Source organism: Bradyrhizobium sp. TM239 (genome assembly GCF_036247985.1).
Taxonomy (GTDB): Bacteria; Pseudomonadota; Alphaproteobacteria; order Rhizobiales; family Xanthobacteraceae; genus Bradyrhizobium; species Bradyrhizobium ottawaense.
In genome coordinates this window covers 23,898-44,939 of the sequence record NZ_BTIR01000019.1, presented here as the reverse complement: position 1 = coordinate 44,939, position 21,042 = coordinate 23,898, and the positions used below count along the sequence as shown (strand labels likewise).

Here is a 21,042-nt window from a genome sequence, read left to right as displayed (position 1 = left end):
TCATATTGGTCAACGATGGCAGGTCGATTTCGTGCCAGCGGTGGTAATTCGATTGGCTAGGAAGCAGCCCGCGAACGCGCGGACGCGCCGCGAGCTGCGGCGCGAGCTGCGGCGCGCGGTAACGCGTCGCGGTCAAAAGCAAATGGTGTACAGGGCGGCAGAAGGTGACAAAGCACCCTCCAACGTCACCTTTTCGGATCGCGAGGAATCGGCGGCGGACGGCGCGCAAATGCCGCGCGGAATCCGTCGGGATCGCAAATCCAGATGAACATCATCCACGAGGTCAGGACGAGCAGCGCTGAAAATACCGACATGAGGAACTCCCGGCTTGGTTTGGAATCGTCGAGTTGCCGCACCCGGGCGATCCGCAATCGCCCGGGTCACCGGCCGATCTGCAGCCGGTTCCCCTGAATTCGATCTCGTAGCACTTTGGTCATCACGGCCTCTGTTTGGGATGCGGCCGATTTCCGAGCGGCATCCCGCATTGATGGCGTGTCTGAAGCCTCGCCCCTCGGAAACGCCGCGCGTGCCGAACGCCGAGCCAGTTGCTCCGGTCGCACGGCCGGCTGAAGGTTGCGGCGAACTCGCGCGCAGCTCAGCATCATCCACGCACTAGACGTAGGCATTCGCCGCGAGAATCAAATGCGACATTTAGCCGGCCTTGGCCGATCCGCAGAGCCGCCTGCAATCAGCGCGTGGTCGTGTGCTTCGCCCTAATTATTCTCTGGTTCGCGCGCCGGCGCACTTTGTTCGGCGGTATCGCGGAATCGGGCTGCACCGACCAGCACAGTCAGCGCGATAGGGGTGGTCACGACGCCAAGCCCTACAATCAGGATTTCGTGCAGCACCGGCTTGCTGTGCAGGACCGAGAAGTAGACCATCGAAGCGGCCGCGATGAAGACGGTGCCGAGCGTCGTCCCCAGCGTCGGCGCATGGACCCGCTCGTAAAATGTGCCGAGACGCAACAGGCCGAGCGAACCGACCAGCGTGACGGCCGCGCCAGTGAGCAGAAGAACCGCCGTGAAAACTGCAGCCCAGGGTGGCAATTGTTCGATGCCGTTCATTCGATCACCTCGCCGCGGAGCAGAAACTTGGCCAGTGCAACCGTCGCGACGAAACCGAACAGCGCCATGGCCAGAGCCGCCTCGAAATAAAGCGCTTCGCCGGATCGAATCCCGAACGTCAGAAGCAACAACATCGCATTCACGGACAACGTGTCGAAGCCCAGGACGCGATCCTGTGCCCGCGGCCCGAGAAAGATGCGGAAAGCGCCGCAGCCGATCGCCAACCCCAGCAGCACTTGCGCGGCATTGAGCGAGTAGGTCAGCATGAGCTGGCTCATTCGAATATCTCCAGCAGACGACGTTCGTAGCGGTCCTTGATCGTGCGGATCCACTCGTCTTCATCGACGAGGTCCAGAACATGGATCATCAATGAACCCTTCTGAGCGTCGAAATTCACCCACAGCGTTCCGGGGGTCGACGTGATGATGCAAGCCAATGAGGCCAGCCCGTACGGGCTGCGCATGTCGAGGGGAATCTTCACGAACCCCGACGTTCGCTGTCGCCGTCCAAAACCGAGAACGATCTGTCCAACCGCCAGATTGGAGCGGACGATGTCGACCGCTACCAGCCCCAACAGTCGCAGAATGACGCGGGGTCGTCTGACCCGCACGCTCGGTAACTCCAGCACGGTGAGGATCCGCCCGCCGACGATCGCGATGACACAGCCGAGCAGGATGTGCCCGAACGACACTGCTTGATTGAGCAGAAGCCACAATGCGAGCAGGCAGAAGCTCACGATCGGAAAGGGCAGAAAGCGTGTCATTTGCCCTCCGCTTTTCGGCTGCCTTGGGGGGCGGCCTCCAGGACGTCGCTGACGTAGCCCGCCGGCGCGTGCAGAGATTGTGCCGTGGCCTGCATGAAACGGATCACGGGACCGGCCAGGACCGTCTGGGCGGCGCAGATGGTCAGCAGGAACATGATCGGCGCCATCTCGATCACGCGCACGCGCGGCACGGTGCGATCGGGCGAGGCCCAGAAGATGCGGATTCCCGCGCGGGCCATCGCGACCAACGTCGCGAAACCAGAGAAGATCAGCACGACGAGAAGCGCCCATCCGCTGCCGGGTACGCCGCCGTTTTGATGCGCTGCCGGATTGAGTGCCGCCGCGAGCAGCGCGAATTTAGCGATGAAGCCGGACAGCGGAGGCAGCCCGGCAATGACCAGCGCACAGCCGATGAAAGCGACGCCGAGTAAGCCCATCGTGGCTACGATGGCGGTGCCGACGTCCTCTTCCGCTTCGTCTGTCTCGTCCTCTTCTCCATAGGCTTCCCGGGTGACGGCGATCATGTCCGCTCCAGGTTCGCGGCCGCGTTCGATGAGCTCGACGAGAAGGAAGAAGGCGCTGATGCCGAGCGTCGAGCTGACCAGGTAAAAGAGCGCTGCACTGGTGATGCCGACCTGTCCCATCCCCGTGGCAGCGAGCACCGTTCCGGAGGATACAAGCACCGAAAAGCCGCCGAGGCGTGCGGTATCCTGCGATGCCAACGTGCCAATCGCTCCGAATAGGGTCGTCGCCAAGCCGCCCCACAATAACCAGTCGCTGCCGAAGCCGGCCGATGCGCCGGCGCCTTCGCCGAAAAGCAAAAGCGACAGACGCAGTAAGACATACACGCCGACCTTCGTCATGATCGCAAAGATCGACGCCACCGGCGGACTTGCGGCTGCGTAGGCCGTCGGGAGCCAGAAGCTCAGAGGCCACATTCCGGCCTTGAGCAGGAAGGCGACCGCCAGCACGCCCGCACCTGCTTCGAGCAAGCCCCGGCTCTCGGCGGCGATGGCGGGCACTCTTGCCGCGAGATCTGCCATGTTGAGCGTCCCGGTGACGCCGTAGATCAGGCTGACCCCGATCAGAAACAACAGCGACGCCGCCAGGTTCACGACGATGTAATGCAGCCCCGCCTTCACCCGTGCAATGCCGGAACCGTGCAGCAGAAGGCCGTATGATGCCGCCAGCAACAGCTCGAAGAACACGAACAGGTTGAAAAGATCGCCGGTGAGGAAGGCGCCGTTGAGGCCCATCAGCAGGAATTGAAACAGGGAATGGAAATGCGCCCCTGCCCGGTGCCAACGGGCAAGAGAGAACACCGCCGAGGCCAGCGCCAGGACGTTGGTCAGGAGCAGCATGAGGGCGGACAGCCGATCGAGAACGAGGACGATTCCGAACGGAGCAGGCCAATTGCCCAGACGATAGACTTCCCTGGTTCCTGCATCGGACATTCCGAGCAAGATCACCGCGATGCAAACGAGTGCAACGGTTCCGGCGACGTTGAGCCCTGCCACGATGGCCCGGTGTCTTTCTCCGTTGAGCAGCAGCATGCCGGCACCAGCCAGCAAAGGCAGGAGGATTGGCGCGATCACCAGACTTGCAGCGCCGCTCACGCTTCCGGCTCCTGACCATCCACATGATCGGTCCGTGCCAGGCCGCGCGATGCGAGCAGAACCACCAGGAACAGAGCGGTGGTCGCGAAACTGATCACGATTGCAGTCAGCACCAGCGCCTGCGGGAGCGGATCAGCATGCTTGGCGACATCGCCGATCTCCTTTGCGATAAGCACCGGAGCCCCGCTCCGCACCCGCCCCACGGTCACGATGAAGAGATTGACGGCGTAAGAGAGCAACGACAGCCCGACGATGACTTGAAACGTGCGCGGCCGGAGGATCAGCCACACGCCGGACGCCGCAAGCGTACCGATACCGATCGCCAGCACGAGCTCCATCAGACCAGTTCCTCCTTCGACCGCTCGCCGGGCAAGCGCTGGCCGGTCTGGAGTGGACCTCCGTAGCGACGCAACGATTGATGCGCGATTGCGATGAGCATCAGCACCGTGGCACCGACCACGAGCGAGAACACGCCGATGTCGAAAAGGAAGGCGCTGGCCATCGGGACACGGCCGACCAGAGGCAGCTCGGCATACGCAAAGTACGAGGTCAGGAAGGGGTAGCCGAAGACGCAGGCGGCGGCCCCCGTGCCCCCCGCCAACAGGAGCCCGAAGCCCATCCAGCGCACGGGCATGACGTGAAGACGAGCTTCCACCCATGCCGTGCCGCGAGCCATGTACTGCAGGATGAATGCGGTCGCCATTGCGACGCCTGCCACGAAGCCTCCGCCCGGAAGGTCGTGTCCGCGCAACAGCAGGAAGATCGCCACGACGCCGATCACCGGAAACAGCAGCCCCATCATCAGCGCCGCAGTCTCCGTTGTATCCTTGGCAGTGTCTCCCTTCTGTCGATCGGGATGCGCTTCGTCGTGGCTATCCTGGGCGTGCTGCTGTTCGGGAACGGGAATGCTCTCGGGCGCCGGACGGAAGCGGCGCAAGAGCGCGTAGACGGTCAGTGCAACGACCGCGAGCACCGTGATCTCGCCCATCGTATCGAATCCGCGGAAGTCCACCAGGATGACGTTGACCACGTTGGTTCCGCCACCTTTCGTGTACGCGTTCTCGACGAAGTATCGCGAGATGCTGTCCGTAGCCGGGTGCTGCATCACTGCCAGCGCGAGCGTGGCCAGCCCGACGCCGGCGAACAGCGCGATGGCGAAGTCACGCACGCGGTGCAATCGAATCCTGCCGGCGGCCTGGCTCGCGCCGACCGGTGCGACGCGCTTCGGCAACCATCGCAAGCCGAGCAACAGGAGAACCGTCGTCACCGTCTCGACGACGATCTGCGTCAGCGCGACATCGGGAGCGGACAGCCACACGAAGCTGACGCAGGTCACGAGACCGGCAGTCCCGAGCAGGATCAGCGCGACGACGCGATGGAATTTAGCTTGGACCGCAGCGCCGATGGCGCAGGCAGCGCCCACCGCCCAGAGCAATGCAAAGGCGAGGTCAAACTTGGCCGCTAGGGGATTCGCCAGCATGATGCCACGTGAATAGAGTGGCAGCAGAGCAGCGACGAACGCCACGCCGGCCAGGATCCTCAACTGTGGCTGGAGATGTCTCGTCCCGAGCTTACTCGCCAGCCAGCGTGCAAGTCGCCAGGATAACGTCACCATCATCCAGTCAAAGATCTGCTTGCCGCTGAAGCGGCCGAGCAAGGGCGGCCCCTCGTTGACGAGGAGGTAGGAGCGCAGCATCACATAGACGCCCACCCCACCCACCATCGCCAGGATGCTCATCAGCAGCTCGGGGGTAAAGCCATGCCATATTCTCAGGCTGTACTCCGGCATCCTGGAACCGAGAACTGCTCCAGCAGCGGTATCGAGGATAGGTGCAACGGTTAACGCGGGGGCGATGCCCACGACGATACATGCGAGCACGAGAAGCTCGGCCGGAAGTCGCATCAGGAGCGGGGGCTCGTGAGGCGTGCGCGGGAGGTCGACGGGGGGCGGGCCGAAGAACACGTCGCGAATGAACCGGAGCGAATAGGCCACGCTGAAAGTGCTCGCGGCGGTGACGATATAGGGAAGCGCTCGATCGACCAGCGAGTTGTCATGAATCTCGATCGTTTCGGCGAAGAACATCTCTTTCGAGAGGAATCCGTTCAGCAGCGGCACACCGGCCATCGACCCGGCGGCGACCATGGCCAGAGTCGCCGTGATCGGCATGAACGCCCAGAGACCGCTCAAGCGGCGAATGTCGCGAGTGCCGGTTTCGTGATCGATGATGCCCGCGGCCATGAACAGCGATGCCTTGAACGTGGCATGGTTCATGATGTGGAAGATCGCTGCGATCTGCCCGAACGGCGTGTCCAGTCCGGTCAGGAGCGTGATCAAGCCGAGATGGCTGATCGTCGAGTAGGCCAGCAGCCCCTTCAAATCCTGCTGGAACACCGCGAGAAATGCGCCCAAGAGAAAGGTGATCAAACCAGCCGATCCCACCAGCCATAACCATTCGTTCGATCCGCCCAGGGCCGGCCAGAGCCTGACCAAAAGAAACACGCCGGCCTTCACCATCGTTGCCGAATGGAGATAAGCGGATACGGGCGTCGGAGCCGCCATCGCGTGCGGCAGCCAAAAATGGAACGGAAATTGAGCGCTCTTGGTCAGCGCGCCGAGCAGGATCAGCACGAGTGCAGGGACATAGAGCGCGTGCGAACGGATCGCATCTCCGGAAGCGAGCACCTTGTCCAGGTCATAGCTGCCTACGATGTGACCGATCAGCAGCACGCCGGCGAAGAGGCAAAGTCCGCCGGTCGAAGTGATCACCAGCGCCATTCGTGCGCCGTCCCTTGCAGCCGAATTGTGATGCCAGTAGCTGATCAGCAAGAACGAAAACAGGCTGGTCAGTTCCCAGAAGAAAACCAGTTGCAACAGGTTGCCGGAGAATACGATCCCCAGCATTGCGCCCATGAACGCGAGCAGGAAGGAAAAGAAGCGCGGAACGGGATCGCTGGGCGACATATAGTAGCGGGCATACAGCACCACCAGAAAGCCAATTCCGGTGACCAGCATTGCGAAGGCCCACGCGAAGCCATCAAGTCTCAGCGCAAACGCGAGTCCGAGTTCGGGCACCCACTCCGTTCGCCACCCGATGACGCCACCATTCGCGACATCGGGATAAGCCGTGGCGATGAGGCCGAACGCGGCGAGTGCAACTCCTCCGGCGAGCCATGCCTCGGCGTTGCGCGCATTGACCTGCAAGAGGGCGGCAATGCAGCTTCCGGCGAAAGGAAGGACGAGAACGGCAAGGAGGAACATTTGCGTTCATTGCCCCAAACTGCGAGGTGGCGAGAGGTCGTCCGCTGGTCCTCAATTGCTTAGCCGACGCAGGCGGATATCTCTACTGCTAGATTTTCGCGATGGTGCCGACTTGAGCGGGCGGAAACTGCGGCCGCGAGAGCGCCGCGCAAAGCATAGAAGCCGCGGAGCGCGATGTGCGCCAACCACTCATCTCGACGTGGTGGAAATTCGGAACGGTGTCACGCTATCTGCCGGAACGTTCGATTGTTCCATCGCAGGTGCGCGTGGATGCTGCGTTCGACTATATCCACCGCGGTCCAAAATTGCGGCTCACAGTCGCGTCAAACTGTCGCCCCTGTCTGCTGGAGAGCGAATGATCGCCTTTAGCGACGCGCGCCCAGCATGATTCGAAATCAGACGAGCTGTCTACAAAGGCCTGTGGACTTTCACGACATCTGGCGATGTCCGCTATTGCGCCGTTATTGGCAGAGAAGCGGACATCAGGTGCGCCGGAGCGGAGCGCTCCGGCCTGACTAGGATGCGGTCTTAGGCGTGCCTACTCCTCGTCGTCTTCGTCCTCGTCTTCGTCATCCTCTTCCACCTGCACGAGCGTGGCCAGCGGCAGCGTCTCGCGGAACAGGTCGCCTTCCATGCCCATCCAGAGGCAGAGCACCCCGTCCTCCTTCACCTCAGCGACGGTCAGCGGCTGGCCGCCGGATTTCAGCATCACGACATCGCCGGCTTTCAATTCCATGGATTGTCCTTTCGAGTTGATCGACCCCGAGGAGGCTAGCAACTTGTCATGACACGCGGAAAACGGAGGCCGCCGGGAGAGGAGCTCGAGACGGGCTGCGCTGTCCGATGCATCAAGTCTCGGTGCCGGAACGCCACTTCAGTGGCGCTCATCGCAAGCGTCGACGATGGCATCATACCCCTGTTTTGCCCGACGAAGCCATGCCGATTCGAAAAATCCGTAAGCTATTGATTTTGCAGCAGCGCCCTACTGTGCATGGGGTTGTTTTTCGATTTTTTGTTTTTGCGCCCTGGTTGGGTCAGCCCGGCACCAGCTCGGTCAACGAGCGGATGATGCGGTCGGGCCTGACGCTCGAGCCTTCGGGCAGGCCGTCGCCGTGCACGTCGATCCAGATCGAATAGATGCCGAGGCGCTGCGGCGTCACCACTTCCCATTCCAGATTGTCGCCGATCATCCAGGTGTCCTTCGCGGAGACGCCCAGCGCCTCCATCGCGTGCAGATAGGCGCGCTCCTCCGGCTTGCCGAAGCCGTGCTCGCCCTCGATCTGGATGTGGTCGAAGCGGTGCGCCAGCTCGAAGCGCTCGACCTTGGCGCGCTGGGTGTCGGCGGCGCCGTTGGTCACCAGCGCGAGCTTGATGCCGCGCGCCTTCAATTGATCGATCGCCTCATGCGCGCCGGGGAAGACGAACATCTCCTCCTCGCGATAGGCGGTGAAGCGGTCGGCGAGGCGGATGGCAAGGTCGTCGGGCAGGGCGCGGTGGCCGGCAGCCGCGAGCGCGGCGAAGCCGCCCTTGACCGTCAGGTGCCGCGCCTCGGCGAGCTTCATCCGCCATGCGGCTTCCGCGTTCGCCCAGAAGTTTCGCGCGAACGCGAGCACCGCGGTTGCGACCTCTCGCGGCGGCAACGGGGCCAGCTCTTCGGCAAACTCGTTCGCGATCGTGTTCCAGGCGATCTCGGGCCGGCCATAGGCCGACAGGATGGTGTCGTCCATGTCGATCAGCATGGCGCGCGGCAGCGGCCTCGAAACAGTCATGGCCACTTCACCTCCGGCGGCATCGACGACAGGATCGAATCCACATTGCCGCCGGTCTTGAGCCCGAAGATGGTGCCGCGATCATAGAGCAGGTTGAATTCGACATAGCGGCCGCGCCGGATCAATTGCTCCTCGCGGTCTGCGGCGGTCCAGCCCGCCGCGAAATTGCGCCTGACGATGTCGGGGTAGATCGTCAGGAAAGCGCGACCGACGTCCTTGGTGAAGGCGAGGTCGGCGTCCCAGTCGCCGCTGTCGTGCCAGTCGTAGAAGATGCCCCCGATGCCGCGCGCCTCTTTCCGGTGCGGCAGGTAGAAATACTCGTCGCACCACTTCTTGTATTTGTCGTAGTCGGCAACGCCGTTCGGCCCGGCGCAGGCCTCTTTCATCGCGGCGTGGAAGGCGATGGTGTCGGCATCGTCCTGCGTCCGCCTTCGGTCGAGCACCGGCGTGAGATCGGCGCCGCCGCCGAACCACGCTTTCGTGGTGACGACGAAGCGGGTGTTCATGTGCACGGCGGGCACGTTGGGATTGCGCATATGCGCGATCAGCGAGATGCCGGACGCCCAGAATTTTGGATCGTCCGCGGCGCCGGGGATCTGGGCGCGAAACTCGGGCGCGAACTCGCCGTGCACGGTCGAGCAGTGCACGCCGACCTTCTCGAACAGGCGGCCATGCATCATCGACATCACGCCGCCACCGCCGGCCGCGCCGGTATGGTCGGTGCGCTGCCAGGGCGTGCGCTTGAAGCGGCCGGCTTCGCCTGGGTAGAGGCTTTGCGGGGCGTCGTCCTCGAGCTTCTCGAAGCTGGCGCAGATGTCGTCGCGCAAGGCTTCGAACCAGCTGCGGGCGCGGGCCTTGCGGTCTTCGATCGTCGACATGTCCATCTGCATTCCCGGTCGCGTCCTATCTGATGCCGAGCGATTTATGCGTCTGCACGCTGAGCCGCCATTGCGGATGGCGCAGGCAGTAGTCGATCGCGCGTGCGGTGTTCGCGATGACCTCGGCCCCGTCCATCGGCTGCAGCGAGAAGCGCTCGAAGGCGAGGCCCTCGAACGTCTCGGGCGCGGCGAGGGCCTGCGGATAGACCAGCTTCAGCTCGTGGCCCCGGCGCAGCACCAGCTCGCTACCGCCCTTGGGGCTGACGCAGATCCAGTCGAGCCCGTCCGGAGCTGCAATGGTGCCGTTGGTCTCAACGCCGATCTCGAAGCCGCGGGCGTGGAGCGCCTCGATCAGCGCGGCGTCGACCTGGAGCAGCGGCTCGCCGCCGGTCAGCACCACGTAGCGGTTGGCCGCGGTGGCAGTCCATTGCGCGGCGATGGTGTCGGCGAGCTCCGCGGCCGAGCCGTAGCGCCCGCCGAGGGTGCCGTCGGTTCCGACGAAATCGGTATCGCAGAACTTGCAGGTGGCGTCCTGACGGTCCGCCTCGCGGCCGCTCCAGAGGTTGCACCCGGCAAAACGGCAGAACACGGACGCGCGCCCGGCATGGGCGCCTTCGCCTTGCAGGGTCAGGAAGATTTCCTTGACCGCGTAACTCAATCGTCTCTCCCAACATATCAGACTTGCGGGTTCCGGATCTGCCGCAGCGCCTCGCCGGCGGCCATGGCCGCGGTCATGGCGACATTCAGCGACCGCAGTCCCGGGGCGATCGGGATCACCAGCCGGGCATCGGCAGCCTCGACCACCGTGTCGGTGACACCGGCGCTCTCGCGTCCGAATAGCAGGATGTCCGACGTCTGGTAACGGAAATCGCGGTAGTCGGTGGCAGCTTTCGTGGTGAACAGCAGCAGGCGGTAGCGATGTGCTGCGCGCCAGTCCTCGAATTTGGCCCAGGAGTCGTGTCTGATGAGGCTGACATGGTCGAGGTAGTCCATTCCCGCCCGGCGGAACAGGCGGTCGGAGACGGGGAAGCCCGCCGGTTCGATGATATGGGCGGCGATGCCCAGGCAGGCGCAAAGCCTGAGAATCGTGCCGGTGTTCTGGGCGATGTCGGGTTGGAAAAGTGCTATCTGCATGGGTTGTGCGAGGGCTGGATCGGGGGCGATGCGGGCCGGAAATGTCTCAATAAAACATCGCCCGCCCGGGAATTCGTGCATGGCACGCTCCCGCGCCGATAGCGGGCTTGCGCTCGCCCGGCAAGGGTGCCAATAGAACGATTCTGGACTGCTGTTTCGCCTGTTTAGAGGTGGATAAGCGAAGTTCTGCCGCCGCGGGGGGCCGCGGGCGCCGGCAGACTGTTCCGGGGACCTTGGGGGCTCCCGGAGCGGTTCCACCGGTGGCGTAAGAAGAAAGGGTTGGAATCGTGACGACAGCGTCTTCGGCGGACCATCCGACACGCCGTGATTTCTTATTCGTTGCAACCGGGGCAGCTGCAGCAGTAGGGGGCGCAGCCGCGCTCTGGCCCTTCATCTCCCAAATGAATCCTGACGCTTCGACCATCGCCGCCGGCGCGCCGATCGAGGTCGATCTCAGTCCGGTCGCCGAAGGTCAGGACATCAAGGTGTTCTGGCGCGGCAAGCCGATCTACATCAGCCATCGCACCAAGAAGCAGATCGACGAGGCGCGCGGCGTCAATGTCGCGAGCCTGCCCGATCCGGAGACCGACGAGGCCCGGGTCAAGTCGGGCCACGAGCAATGGCTGGTCGTGATCGGCATCTGCACCCATCTCGGCTGCATCCCCATCGCCCATGAGGGCAACTACGACGGGTTCTTCTGCCCCTGCCATGGTTCGCAGTACGATTCGTCCGGCCGCATCCGCCAGGGGCCCGCGCCCGCGAACCTGCCAGTGCCGCCGTACCAGTTCGTTTCCGATACCAAAATCCAGATCGGCTGAGCCTCGGACCCTCGTCCGAAGCTTCGCGCCGTCTCGTCGTACTATTTCCTCAGGATCGCATCATGAGCGGACCATCCGACTACCAGCCGAGCAATCCGGCCCTGCAATGGATCGAGCGGCGCCTGCCGATCCTCGGCCTCATGCACTCCTCCTTCGTCGTCTATCCCACCCCGCGCAACCTGAACTATTGGTGGACCTTCGGCGCCATCCTCTCCTTCATGCTGGGGATGCAGATCGTGACCGGCGTGATCCTGGCGATGCACTATACGCCGCATGCCGATCTCGCCTTCAAGTCGGTCGAGCTGATCGTCCGTGACGTGAACTACGGCTGGCTGCTGCGCAACATGCACGCCTGCGGCGCGTCGATGTTCTTCTTCGCAGTCTACGTCCACATGCTGCGCGGCCTCTATTACGGCTCCTACAAGGAGCCGCGCGAGGTGCTGTGGATCCTCGGCGTCATCATCTACCTCCTGATGATGGCCACCGGCTTCATGGGCTATGTGCTGCCCTGGGGGCAGATGAGCTTCTGGGGCGCCACCGTCATCACCAACCTGTTCTCCGCCATTCCCTATTTCGGCGAGAGCATCGTGACACTGCTATGGGGCGGCTATTCGGTCGGCAACCCGACGCTGAACCGGTTCTTCTCGCTGCATTATCTGCTGCCCTTCCTGATCGCGGGCGTCGTCGTGCTCCACGTCTGGGCGCTGCACGTCGCAGGCCAGAACAATCCCGACGGCGTCGAGCCGAAGACGGAAAAGGACACGGTGCCGTTCACGCCGCATGCGACCATCAAGGACGGTTTCGGCGTCGCCTGCTTCCTGCTGCTCTACGCCTGGTTCATCTTCTACATGCCGAACTATCTCGGCGACGCCGACAATTACATTCCGGCGAACCCGGGCGTGACCCCGCCGCACATCGTGCCGGAATGGTATTACCTGCCGTTCTACGCGATCCTGCGCTCGATCCCGAACAAGCTGGCAGGCGTCATCGGGATGTTCTCGGCGATCATCATCCTGTGCTTCCTGCCCTGGCTCGACGCAGCGAAGACGCGGTCGTCGAAGTATCGTCCGCTGGCCAAGCAGTTCTTCTGGATCTTCGTCGTGGTCTGCATCCTGCTCGGCTATCTCGGTGCGCAGCCGCCGGAAGGCATCTACGTGATCGCCGGCCGGGTCTTGACGGTCTGCTACTTCGCCTACTTCCTGATCGTGCTGCCGCTGCTCGCTCGCATCGAGAGGCCGCGGCCGGTGCCGAACTCGATCTCGGAGGCGATCCTCGCCAAGAGCGGCAAGGCCGTGGCCTCGGTCGCGGTGGCGCTGGTTGCCGCCAGCGCGCTGTTCCTCGGCAGCCTGCAGGATGCCCGCGCCTCCGAGGGCAGCGACAAGCCGCCGGGCAACAAATGGTCGTTCTCAGGTCCCTTCGGCAAGTACGACCGCGGCGCGCTCCAGCGCGGCCTGAAAGTCTACAAGGAAGTCTGCGCCAGCTGCCACGGCCTGTCCTACATCGCCTTCCGCAACCTCGCCGAAGCCGGCGGACCCGGCTATTCCGTGGCGCAGGCGGCAGCGTTCGCGTCCGAGTACAAGGTCAAGGACGGCCCGAACGATGCGGGCGACATGTTCGAGCGCCCCGGCCGTCCGGCGGATTATTTCCCCTCACCGTTCCCGAACGAGCAGGCCGCTCGTGCTGCGAATGGTGGCGCGGCGCCGCCCGATCTGTCGCTGATCACCAAAGCGCGCTCCTACGGCCGCGGCTTCCCCTGGTTCATCTTCGACTTCTTCACCCAGTTCCAGGAGCAGGGCCCGGACTACGTCTCGGCGGTGCTGCAGGGTTTTGACGATCACGTCCCCGAGGGCGTGACCATTCCGGAGGGCTCGTACTACAACAAGTACTTCCCGGGCCACGCCATCAAGATGCCGAAACCGCTCAGCGACGGCCAGGTGACCTATGACGACGGATCGCCGACCACGGTCGCGCAGTATTCCAAGGATGTCACCACTTTCCTGATGTGGACCGCCGAGCCGCACATGGAAGCGCGCAAGCGCCTCGGATTCCAGGTCTTCGTGTTCCTGATCCTGTTCGCGGGCCTGATGTACTTCACCAAGAAGAAGGTCTGGGCCAGCTCGCACTGAGCGGCGCCTGACGCGACGAAATGAAGAAGCCCCCGCAAGGGGGCTTTTTTGTTGGTGCCGCGTCCCGGACGCGCTGCAGCGTGTAACGCTGCTGCGCAGAGCCGGGACCCATCTTGCTCGAGGCTGGGCCCCGGATCAGCAATGCACTACGCCGCGAAGGGCGGCGCAATGCATAGCATCCGGGGCACGAGAGTGTGTTGTTTGGCGCGATTGCGTCGCGCGAGTACACCCGCCACAATACCCGCCAACCGCTCCCACAAAACTCATCGGAGGACACCATGGGAACCGCCATCACCTTCAAGCGCCCGGACGGCAAGGACGCCTCGGGCTATCTCGCCAATGCCGCGCGCGGCAACGCGCCGGGCGTGGTCGTGATCCAGGAATGGTGGGGCCTGTCGGACCAGATCAAGGGCCTGTGCGACCGCTTCGCCCTGTCCGGTTTCGATGCGCTGGCACCCGATCTCTACAAGGGCAAGGTGGTGCCGTATCACGACACGGACAGCGCCAACAAGGAGATGAACTCGCTCGACTTCATGGACGCCACCACGCAGACCGTGCGCGGCGCCGCGCAATATCTGTCGCGTAACGGCGCCAAGGTCGGGCTGACCGGCTTCTGTCTCGGCGGCGCCGTCACCATCATCGGCGCGACCAAGATCCCGGAGCTCGCGGCCGGCGTCGTGTTCTACGGCATTCCGCCGGAGCAGGCGGCCAAGCCCGCCGACGTCAAGATCCCGCTCCAGGCCCATTTCGCCAACAAGGACGATTGGTGCACACCGGAGCTGGTCAGCAGCTTCGAGAAGGCCATGAAGGCCGCCGGCAAGTCGCTGGAGCTGTTCCGCTATGACGCCGAGCACGCCTTCGTCAACGAGCAGCGCCAGGCCGTGCACGACCGCGAAGCCGCCGAACTCGCCTGGGGACGGGCGACGGAGTTTTTCAGGAAGCATCTGGGGTAGGCGAATGAAGGACAGAATCGAAGCCGATGCGCCTTCAGAGCGTGAGGTCTTCAACGTCCCTGAGGAGCATCGGGCAGCCGTTCTCGAAGGCCTTGATCAGGCGGATCGAGGCGAGTTCGCTACCGATGAGGAGATGGCCGCGCTTTGGAAGCGGTGCGGCCTCTGATCTGTAGCCCGGATGGAGCGCAGCGTAATCCGGGGCTGTCTCATCGCGGCACGAACCCGGATTGCGCTGCGCTCCATCCAGGCTACGGCTCCAGCGCCACCCTTGACGCCGCCCCCGCGCCATGGTGAGTATCCGCCCATGAGCACCGCAGCCTGCCCAGCCCGTCTTTGGTGGCGCACCTCCTAACGAGGTGGCCGGTGCGATTTACCTTTCCCAAATCGTCTGAGGTCGCCTGCACAGTGCGGCGGCCTTCTCGTTTGTCCTGTGTGGCGTTCCCTCAGCAAGTTTCGTAAGAGGACGACATGAACAGGACAGTCTTTGCCCTCCCGGCCAGAAGCGATTACGTGACCCGCGCGGGTCTGGCGATCACGCGCGTGGCGGAGCAGTTTACCGGCGGCGCCAACAGGCTCGACGACCTGATCAACCTGCTCGACCGCCGCCGCGGCGTGGTGCTGTCCTCGGGCACGACCGTGCCCGGCCGCTACGAGAGCTTTGATCTCGGCTTCTCCGATCCCCCGCTCAAGCTCGAGACATCTGGCGTCAATTTCAAGCTGGAGGCGCTGAACGCGCGCGGGCAGGTGCTGATCGCCTTCCTCGGCGATGTGCTGCGCGAGCCCTGCGTCGTGATCTCCGAGAAGACGGCTTCGCGCCTTGCCGGCCACATCATCCGCGGCGATGCCCCGGTCGAGGAAGACCAGCGCACGCGGCGCGCCAGCGTGATGTCGCTGGTGCGCGATATCATTGCCGCCTTCTCGGCCAATGACGACGGGTTGCTCGGCCTGTTCGGCGCCTTCGCCTACGACCTCGTGTTCCAGATCGAGGACCTCGTGCAGAAGCGCGCACGAGAGAGCGACCAGCGTGACATCGTTCTCTACGTGCCCGATCGCCTGCTGGCCTATGACCGCGCCACCGGCCGCGGCGTGGTGCTGAGCTACGATTTTGCCTGGAAGGGCAAGTCGACCGAGGGCCTGCCGCGCGAGACCGCCGAAAGCCCGTACCTGAAGACGCCACGCCAGGGCTTTGCCGATCACGCCCCCGGCGAATATCAGGCGACAGTGGAGACGGCGCGCGCGGCCTTTGCCCGCGGCGATCTGTTCGAAGCCGTGCCGGGCCAGCTGTTCGCCGAGCCCTGCGATCGCTCGCCGGCCGAAGTGTTCCAGCGCCTCTGCGTCATCAACCCTTCGCCCTACGGCGCGCTGATGAATCTCGGCGAGGGCGAGTTTCTCGTCTCGGCTTCGCCCGAGATGTTCGTGCGCTCGGACGGACGTCGGGTCGAGACCTGCCCGATCTCAGGCACGATCGCGCGCGGCACCGACGCGATCGGCGATGCCGAGCAGATCCGCCAGCTCCTGAACTCGGAGAAGGACGAGTTCGAGCTCAACATGTGCACCGACGTCGACCGCAACGACAAGGCGCGCGTCTGCGTGCCCGGCACGATCAAGGTGCTGGCGCGGCGCCAGATCGAGACCTATTCAAAGCTCTTCCACACCGTCGATCATGTCGAGGGCATGCTGCGTCCCGGCTTCGACGCGCTCGACGCCTTCCTCACCCACGCGTGGGCCGTGACCGTCACCGGCGCACCCAAGCTGTGGGCGATGCAGTTCGTCGAGGATCACGAGCGCTCGCCGCGCCGCTGGTATGCCGGCGCGATCGGCGCAGTGAACTTCGACGGCAGCATCAACACCGGCCTGACCATCCGCACCATCCGCATGAAGGATGGTCTGGCGGAAGTGCGCGTCGGCGCGACCTGCCTGTTCGATTCAGATCCTGCAGCGGAGGACCGGGAGTGTCAGGTCAAGGCCGCCGCGCTGTTCCAGGCGCTGCGCGGCGATCCGCCAAAGCCGCTATCGACCTTTGCGCCCGACGCGACCGGCTCGGGCAAGCGGGTGCTGCTGATCGACCACGACGACAGCTTTGTCCATATGCTCGCCGATTATTTCCGCCAGGTCGGCGCCGACGTCACCGTGGTCCGCCATGTGCACGCGCTCGACATGCTCAAGCGAAAGCCATGGGATTTGCTGGTGCTGTCGCCCGGTCCCGGCAGGCCTGAGGATTTCGGGATCAAGAAGACGATCGACGCGGCGCTGGAGAAGAAGCTGCCGGTGTTTGGCGTCTGCCTGGGCGTGCAGGCCATCGGCGAATATTTCGGCGGCGAGCTCGGGCAGCTCACCCATCCCGCTCACGGCCGGCCCTCGCGGGTGCAGGTGCGCGGCGGGCGCCTGATGCGCAATCTGCCGAACGAGATCGTCATCGGCCGCTATCACTCGCTCTATGTCGAGCGCGACAGCATGCCGGAGGTCTTGTCCGTCACCGCCAGCACCGAGGACGGCGTCGCCATGGCGCTGGAGCACAAGACGCTGCCGGTCGCGGGCGTGCAATTCCACCCGGAATCGCTGATGTCGCTCGGCAATGAGGTGGGACTACGTATTGTCGAGAATGCGTTCCGGCTGGATGCTGGGGCGAATTGAGTGCAGGATATTTCACCTCGTCATTCCGGGATGGTGCGTTAGCACCAGATCCGGAATCCCGAGATTCCGGGTTCGATGCTGACGCATCGCCCCGGAATGACAACTGAGATGAGAACCGAATGACCTTTGACCACGATATTAAGGCGAGCGTCCGCACCATTCCTGACTATCCCAAGCCGGGGATCATGTTCCGCGACATCACGACCCTGCTCGCGGACGCGCGGGCCTTCCGCCGCGCGGTCGACGAGCTCGTCAATCCCTGGGCCGGCAACAAGATCGACAAGGTCGCCGGCATGGAGGCGCGCGGCTTCATCATCGGCGGCGCGGTGGCGCACCAGCTTTCGGCCGGCTTTGTGCCGATCCGGAAGAAGGGCAAGCTGCCGCACACCACCGTGCGGATCGCTTACTCGCTCGAATACGGCATCGACGAGATGGAGATGCATGTCGATGCCATCTCGCCCGGCGAGCGCGTCATCCTGGTCGACGACCTCATCGCCACCGGCGGTACCGCGGAAGGCGCGGTGAAGCTGCTGCGCCAGATCGGCGCCAACGTGGTCGCCGCCTGCTTCATCATCGACCTGCCCGAGCTTGGCGGCGCCGCCAAGCTGCGCGCCATGGACGTGCCGGTGCGCACGCTGATGACGTTCGAGGGGCACTGAGAGGTCGCTGCGATCCTCAGATCACCTCGGCCTTCAGTTCATCCCGCCAATGCAGCATGCGCTCTTTCAGGAGCGCGTTCCTGACATAGGCGGTCTCCTCATCCTCCAGCCGCTCGCACTTGCCAAAGGTCAGGCCGGTCTCGCCATGCGTGTTCCAGGCGGCCTGGAGGCTGCGGCAGGTGTGGCTGCCCTGACGTAGCGAGAACCAGATGCGGTTCTGGATCGTCTCCAGGTTCGGCGCCTGGCCGACCCAGGTCTGCCCCGACGCCGCGCAGTGCACGACGTAGATGCCCGCAATCGTCTTGCGCTCCTTGTAGGCGGCGATCGCTGCTTTCCGGTCGATGCTCACGGGGTGACGGCCTTACTGAGGGGATATCGATGCCTGCCTCAATAAGCCCGCTCCAGCCCGCAGTCAATATTACCCGGATAAAATAAAGATCAGGACCGCTGCAGGATCAGGCTGAGCTCGAGCTCGCGGAAGGCAAAGTAATTCCGCCTGGTCCATTGGTGCAGCTCGGTCGAGGCGTCCTTCTCCTGGCGCAGGTAGCCGGTAAAGGAGAAGTTCAGCCGGTCGACATAAGTCTTGAGGAAGCCGGGCAAGGCAGGCAGGCGGAACAGCCGGCCGCCGGCCATCGTGGCCGGGAGCTCGCCCCGAATGACGTATTCGTTGTCCACCGTGATCAGGTTCATCCGCGGGATCTGCCCGCGCAGCATCTCGTGGGCGCGGGCCGAGGCGCGGTCGGTGTCGGCGACGAACAGGATCTGTGGTGCGACGTGGCGGCGCGCGGCCTCCTTCAGCAGGCCGATCTCGTCGGTCATCTTGAAGAACTCGTCGAAAGCGTGGAAGCCGAGGTCGATCACCTTGGCCATGCCGTCATCGACGATGACGCGGTCCATCAGCTGCATCTTGCCGTAGGTGTCGATCACGTCGGCGGTCTCCGTGATCTTTGGCAGGTAGTCGAGCAGCGACGGTTCCTTCAGATTGACGTCGAAGGCCGCGACATTGCCGTTCTTAAGCAGCAGAAATTCGGCAAGCAGCCGCGCCAGCAGCGTCTTGCCGACCTGCGGGCGGGGCGAGCAGATGATGTAGACGGGCGTTGCGGGCATCGGCAGCTATATCAGTCGAACCTGGCGACCAATCCAGCCGTATCAGCCCTGCTTGCGCAACTATTTTTCGCTGTTGCGGGTGACGGGCTTCGAACCCACGATATCGGTCAGCCGGATCCGGTCGAACTCGCTCCAGACATTCGCCAGCCAGTGTCGGACATAGCCGCGCAGCACGAACGAATAATTCGCGGCTTCGTCGTTGATGCCCTTGTTGGCGACGAATTTCAGGAACGGGACCGACGACACTTCGACCTGCTCATAGGCCATTTCGTTGAGCTTGGGGATGGTCAGCTCGGTCGCGTCCTTGATCCGGTGGAAGTAGGAATTGTAAGTCGCCTGGTCCCATTGAAAGAACTGGGTGTCGTTGATGAAGTTCTTCACCAGGAAATATTTTGCGCCGGTCATGAAGCCCGCGGTCTCGGCGATCTCGTCCAGCGAGGCGATCGAGGGGCCGAGGATGTGGAACACCGCGAAGGTGATCTGGCCTGCCTTGGCGGCATCCAAGAAGCCGATGTCGCGCAGCGAGGCGAGCGCCGGCGAGAGCAGGCCGGCGCGGACGTCGATCACTGTCACCGACGGGCTGGTCGCGTTGAGCGTATCGAAGATCTTCATCTGATCGGCCGTCGTCGTCATGTCGACGATCTCGGTGATGTCGGGGTGGAAGCGCTTCAGGGTTCCGCGCGGCGATTCCGTGTCGAAGGCGCGCGTCGGCACGTTGTTGGCCGAGAAATAATCGAGCAAGGTGCGCGATACCGTGGTCTTGCCGACCCCGCCCTTGTCCGCGCCCACCACAACCACTGCCGGCTTTGCCATTGCTGTCCCCTAACGCGCCCCCGATCGCGAGGTCGCAATCGGCCGGGCCCCAAATCGATGTCCCAAGGATGTCCCCAGGGGTGTCCCAAGTCTGCTGTTGGGCGCGAACATGGCAGAAACAAGGGAGAATTCAAATCCTCGGCACGTCGATACGGCAATTCCCGAAGTTTTTCCCAATCGCGGTGAAACGCGCCACGCATGGCGGGACATCGCGTGCTTAATGACGGTCCCAGGGACCCATCGGATTGCCGATGCGATTGCCCGCCGGCTTGCTGCTCGCGGTCCCGGAGGAGCCCGGTGCCGGCAGGGGCGGGGGAGCGGCCGGGCCGCTCGCATCGTCCCACGGGCCATGACGCAGCGGGGGTGGGGCGTCCTGCTGGTCAGCTTGTCCCTCGGGCTCGTCCGTTCCCTCGGCGAGCGGCAGTGGACCGGGATCGTGGCCGCCGGCAAACTTGACCAGCGCGTCGACCCGGGACTGCACGGAGGGGTGGGTCGCGAACAGATCGGCAAAGCCCTCGCGGGGATTGTCGACGCAGAGCTCCATCACGGCCGAGGTCGCGCCGGGCAGCTCGCCGCGATTCTCGATCTTGCGCAGCGCCGAGATCATCGCATCAGGATCTTTCGTCAGCTCGACGGAGCCTGCGTCGGCGAGATATTCGCGCGAACGTGACAGTGCGAGCTTGACCACCTGGGACAGCAGCCAGGCCACCACGATCAGCACGATCGCGATGATGATCACGATTACCGCGCCGCCGCCGGAACTCTTGCTGTCGCTCGATGACGAGGACGACCGTGACGACGAGGAGGAGCCCGAGGACCATGAGCCGCCGGAGTTCCAGCTCAAATTCGTGAACAGGCGGAAGAACAATTCGCCGAAGAAACCGACCACGCCGGCGATGATGACGGCGACCACCATCAGCTGCACGTCGCCATTCTTGATGTGGGTCAGCTCGTGGCCGAGTACCGCCTCGATCTCCTTGTCATCAAGCGCATCGAGCAGACCCGTGGTGACGGTGATCGAATATTGCCGCGGATTGAGGCCGGTCGCGAACGCATTCAGCGCCGGGCTCTCCATGATCTTCAGCTTCGGCATGGTGATGCCGCGTGAGATGCAGAGGTTTTCCAGCAGATTGTAGAGCCGCGGCTCCTCCTGCCTTGTGACGTCGTGGCCGCCGGTCACCGCGTCGATCATCGACTGGTGGAAGAAATAGGCGATCACGACCCAGACCGCCGCCACGACCGTCGCGACCGGTGCGGCCACGATCAGATCGTGGAGGGCGCGCCTTAGATAATAGACGACGGTCTCATTGCTGTTGATGACGACTTCGGCGACCAGCGCGCCGGCATAGACCAGCACATAGACCAGCGCGAACAGGCCGGCGAGCAGCAGCATCGAACGAAACTTGTTCGAGGCGATATGCGTGTAGAGACCATACGCGGCCATGACGC

Annotated in this window: 22 protein-coding genes; 6 read left to right on the top strand and 16 right to left on the bottom strand. The window is 63.7% G+C overall.

The genetic code is table 11. The features are described from left to right. Window positions 1-185: 185 nt before the first annotated feature. From AABA84_RS28040 to AABA84_RS27985, 12 genes are all read right to left on the bottom strand, one after another. The gene (locus AABA84_RS28040) at window positions 186-356 is read right to left on the bottom strand and encodes a hypothetical protein (RefSeq protein ID WP_154694107.1); all 171 of its coding nucleotides are present in this window, start codon (window positions 354-356) and stop codon (window positions 186-188) included. A 357-nt stretch (window positions 357-713) separates the two neighbouring features. Then, a complete protein-coding gene (gene mnhG / locus AABA84_RS28035; RefSeq protein ID WP_338313777.1) occupies window positions 714-1,064 on the bottom strand; it encodes a monovalent cation/H(+) antiporter subunit G in 351 nt (116 codons plus the stop codon). Continuing rightward, on the bottom strand, window positions 1,061-1,342 hold the full coding sequence (locus AABA84_RS28030) for a K+/H+ antiporter subunit F (protein ID WP_212249276.1): 282 nt from the start codon (window positions 1,340-1,342) through the stop codon (window positions 1,061-1,063). The genes mnhG and AABA84_RS28030 overlap by 4 nt, the downstream gene beginning before the upstream one ends. Further along, on the bottom strand, window positions 1,339-1,827 hold the full coding sequence (locus tag AABA84_RS28025) for a Na+/H+ antiporter subunit E (RefSeq protein WP_212249277.1): 489 nt from the start codon (window positions 1,825-1,827) through the stop codon (window positions 1,339-1,341). The genes AABA84_RS28030 and AABA84_RS28025 overlap by 4 nt, the downstream gene beginning before the upstream one ends. Next, entirely contained in the window at window positions 1,824-3,443 is a 1,620-nt protein-coding gene (locus AABA84_RS28020) for a monovalent cation/H+ antiporter subunit D (RefSeq protein WP_338313776.1), read from the bottom strand. Before AABA84_RS28020 ends, AABA84_RS28025 begins: the two co-directional genes overlap by 4 nt. Then, window positions 3,440-3,781 carry a Na+/H+ antiporter subunit C gene (locus AABA84_RS28015; RefSeq protein WP_212249279.1) on the bottom strand — a complete coding sequence of 114 codons (342 nt, stop codon included), beginning with the start codon at window positions 3,779-3,781 and terminating at the stop codon, window positions 3,440-3,442. Before AABA84_RS28015 ends, AABA84_RS28020 begins: the two co-directional genes overlap by 4 nt. After that, on the bottom strand, window positions 3,781-6,702 hold the full coding sequence (locus AABA84_RS28010; RefSeq protein WP_338313775.1) for a monovalent cation/H+ antiporter subunit A: 2,922 nt from the start codon (window positions 6,700-6,702) through the stop codon (window positions 3,781-3,783). Before AABA84_RS28010 ends, AABA84_RS28015 begins: the two co-directional genes overlap by 1 nt. A 538-nt stretch (window positions 6,703-7,240) precedes the next feature. Then, window positions 7,241-7,438 carry a YodC family protein gene (locus tag AABA84_RS28005; RefSeq protein WP_212249281.1) on the bottom strand — a complete coding sequence of 66 codons (198 nt, stop codon included), beginning with the start codon at window positions 7,436-7,438 and terminating at the stop codon, window positions 7,241-7,243. Between the two features lie 298 nt (window positions 7,439-7,736). Further along, window positions 7,737-8,471 (bottom strand): HAD family hydrolase, encoded by a 735-nt coding sequence (locus AABA84_RS28000; RefSeq protein WP_338313774.1) that lies wholly within the window; start codon window positions 8,469-8,471, stop codon window positions 7,737-7,739. Continuing rightward, a complete protein-coding gene (gene hemF / locus AABA84_RS27995; protein WP_445083425.1) occupies window positions 8,468-9,286 on the bottom strand; it encodes an oxygen-dependent coproporphyrinogen oxidase in 819 nt (272 codons plus the stop codon). The genes AABA84_RS28000 and hemF overlap by 4 nt, the downstream gene beginning before the upstream one ends. Before the next feature lie 88 nt (window positions 9,287-9,374). Then, window positions 9,375-10,007: a 7-carboxy-7-deazaguanine synthase gene (queE, locus tag AABA84_RS27990; RefSeq protein ID WP_338313773.1), complete on the bottom strand. Its 633-nt coding sequence runs from the start codon at window positions 10,005-10,007 to the stop codon at window positions 9,375-9,377. Between the two features lie 17 nt (window positions 10,008-10,024). Further along, window positions 10,025-10,483, bottom strand: a complete 459-nt coding sequence (locus tag AABA84_RS27985; RefSeq protein WP_338313785.1) for a tRNA (cytidine(34)-2'-O)-methyltransferase — start codon at window positions 10,481-10,483, stop codon at window positions 10,025-10,027. 287 nt (window positions 10,484-10,770) lie between these two features. On the opposite strand from AABA84_RS27985, the gene petA reads away from it, so the two are divergent. The 6 genes from petA (at window position 10,771) to AABA84_RS27955 (ending at window position 17,673) form a co-directional block, all read left to right on the top strand. Beyond that, complete coding sequence (petA, locus tag AABA84_RS27980; protein WP_097666153.1) at window positions 10,771-11,301, top strand: ubiquinol-cytochrome c reductase iron-sulfur subunit; 531 nt, start codon at window positions 10,771-10,773, stop codon at window positions 11,299-11,301. A 62-nt stretch (window positions 11,302-11,363) separates the two neighbouring features. After that, window positions 11,364-13,427 (top strand): cytochrome b/c1, encoded by a 2,064-nt coding sequence (gene fbcH / locus AABA84_RS27975; protein WP_338313772.1) that lies wholly within the window; start codon window positions 11,364-11,366, stop codon window positions 13,425-13,427. 278 nt (window positions 13,428-13,705) lie between these two features. After that, a complete protein-coding gene (locus tag AABA84_RS27970; RefSeq protein ID WP_212249286.1) occupies window positions 13,706-14,380 on the top strand; it encodes a dienelactone hydrolase family protein in 675 nt (224 codons plus the stop codon). Window positions 14,381-14,384: 4 nt separating this feature from the next. Next, a complete protein-coding gene (locus AABA84_RS27965) occupies window positions 14,385-14,546 on the top strand; it encodes a hypothetical protein (RefSeq protein WP_212249287.1) in 162 nt (53 codons plus the stop codon). 302 nt (window positions 14,547-14,848) lie between these two features. Continuing rightward, the gene (locus AABA84_RS27960; protein ID WP_338313771.1) at window positions 14,849-17,014 is read left to right on the top strand and encodes an anthranilate synthase component I; all 2,166 of its coding nucleotides are present in this window, start codon (window positions 14,849-14,851) and stop codon (window positions 17,012-17,014) included. 119 nt (window positions 17,015-17,133) lie between these two features. Next, window positions 17,134-17,673, top strand: coding sequence for an adenine phosphoribosyltransferase (locus AABA84_RS27955; protein WP_142251603.1), 540 nt, complete (start codon window positions 17,134-17,136; stop codon window positions 17,671-17,673). A gap of 16 nt (window positions 17,674-17,689) precedes the next feature. On the opposite strand, the gene AABA84_RS27950 is transcribed toward AABA84_RS27955, so the two are convergent. From AABA84_RS27950 to AABA84_RS27935, 4 genes are all read right to left on the bottom strand, one after another. Then, window positions 17,690-18,022 carry a GIY-YIG nuclease family protein gene (locus tag AABA84_RS27950; protein WP_338313770.1) on the bottom strand — a complete coding sequence of 111 codons (333 nt, stop codon included), beginning with the start codon at window positions 18,020-18,022 and terminating at the stop codon, window positions 17,690-17,692. An 89-nt stretch (window positions 18,023-18,111) separates the two neighbouring features. Next, complete coding sequence (locus AABA84_RS27945; protein ID WP_338313769.1) at window positions 18,112-18,780, bottom strand: hypothetical protein; 669 nt, start codon at window positions 18,778-18,780, stop codon at window positions 18,112-18,114. A 60-nt stretch (window positions 18,781-18,840) separates the two neighbouring features. Further along, window positions 18,841-19,593: a hypothetical protein gene (locus tag AABA84_RS27940; RefSeq protein WP_100176303.1), complete on the bottom strand. Its 753-nt coding sequence runs from the start codon at window positions 19,591-19,593 to the stop codon at window positions 18,841-18,843. A gap of 217 nt (window positions 19,594-19,810) precedes the next feature. Further along, window positions 19,811-21,037: a M48 family metallopeptidase gene (locus AABA84_RS27935; protein WP_338308926.1), complete on the bottom strand. Its 1,227-nt coding sequence runs from the start codon at window positions 21,035-21,037 to the stop codon at window positions 19,811-19,813. Window positions 21,038-21,042: the final 5 nt, after the last annotated feature.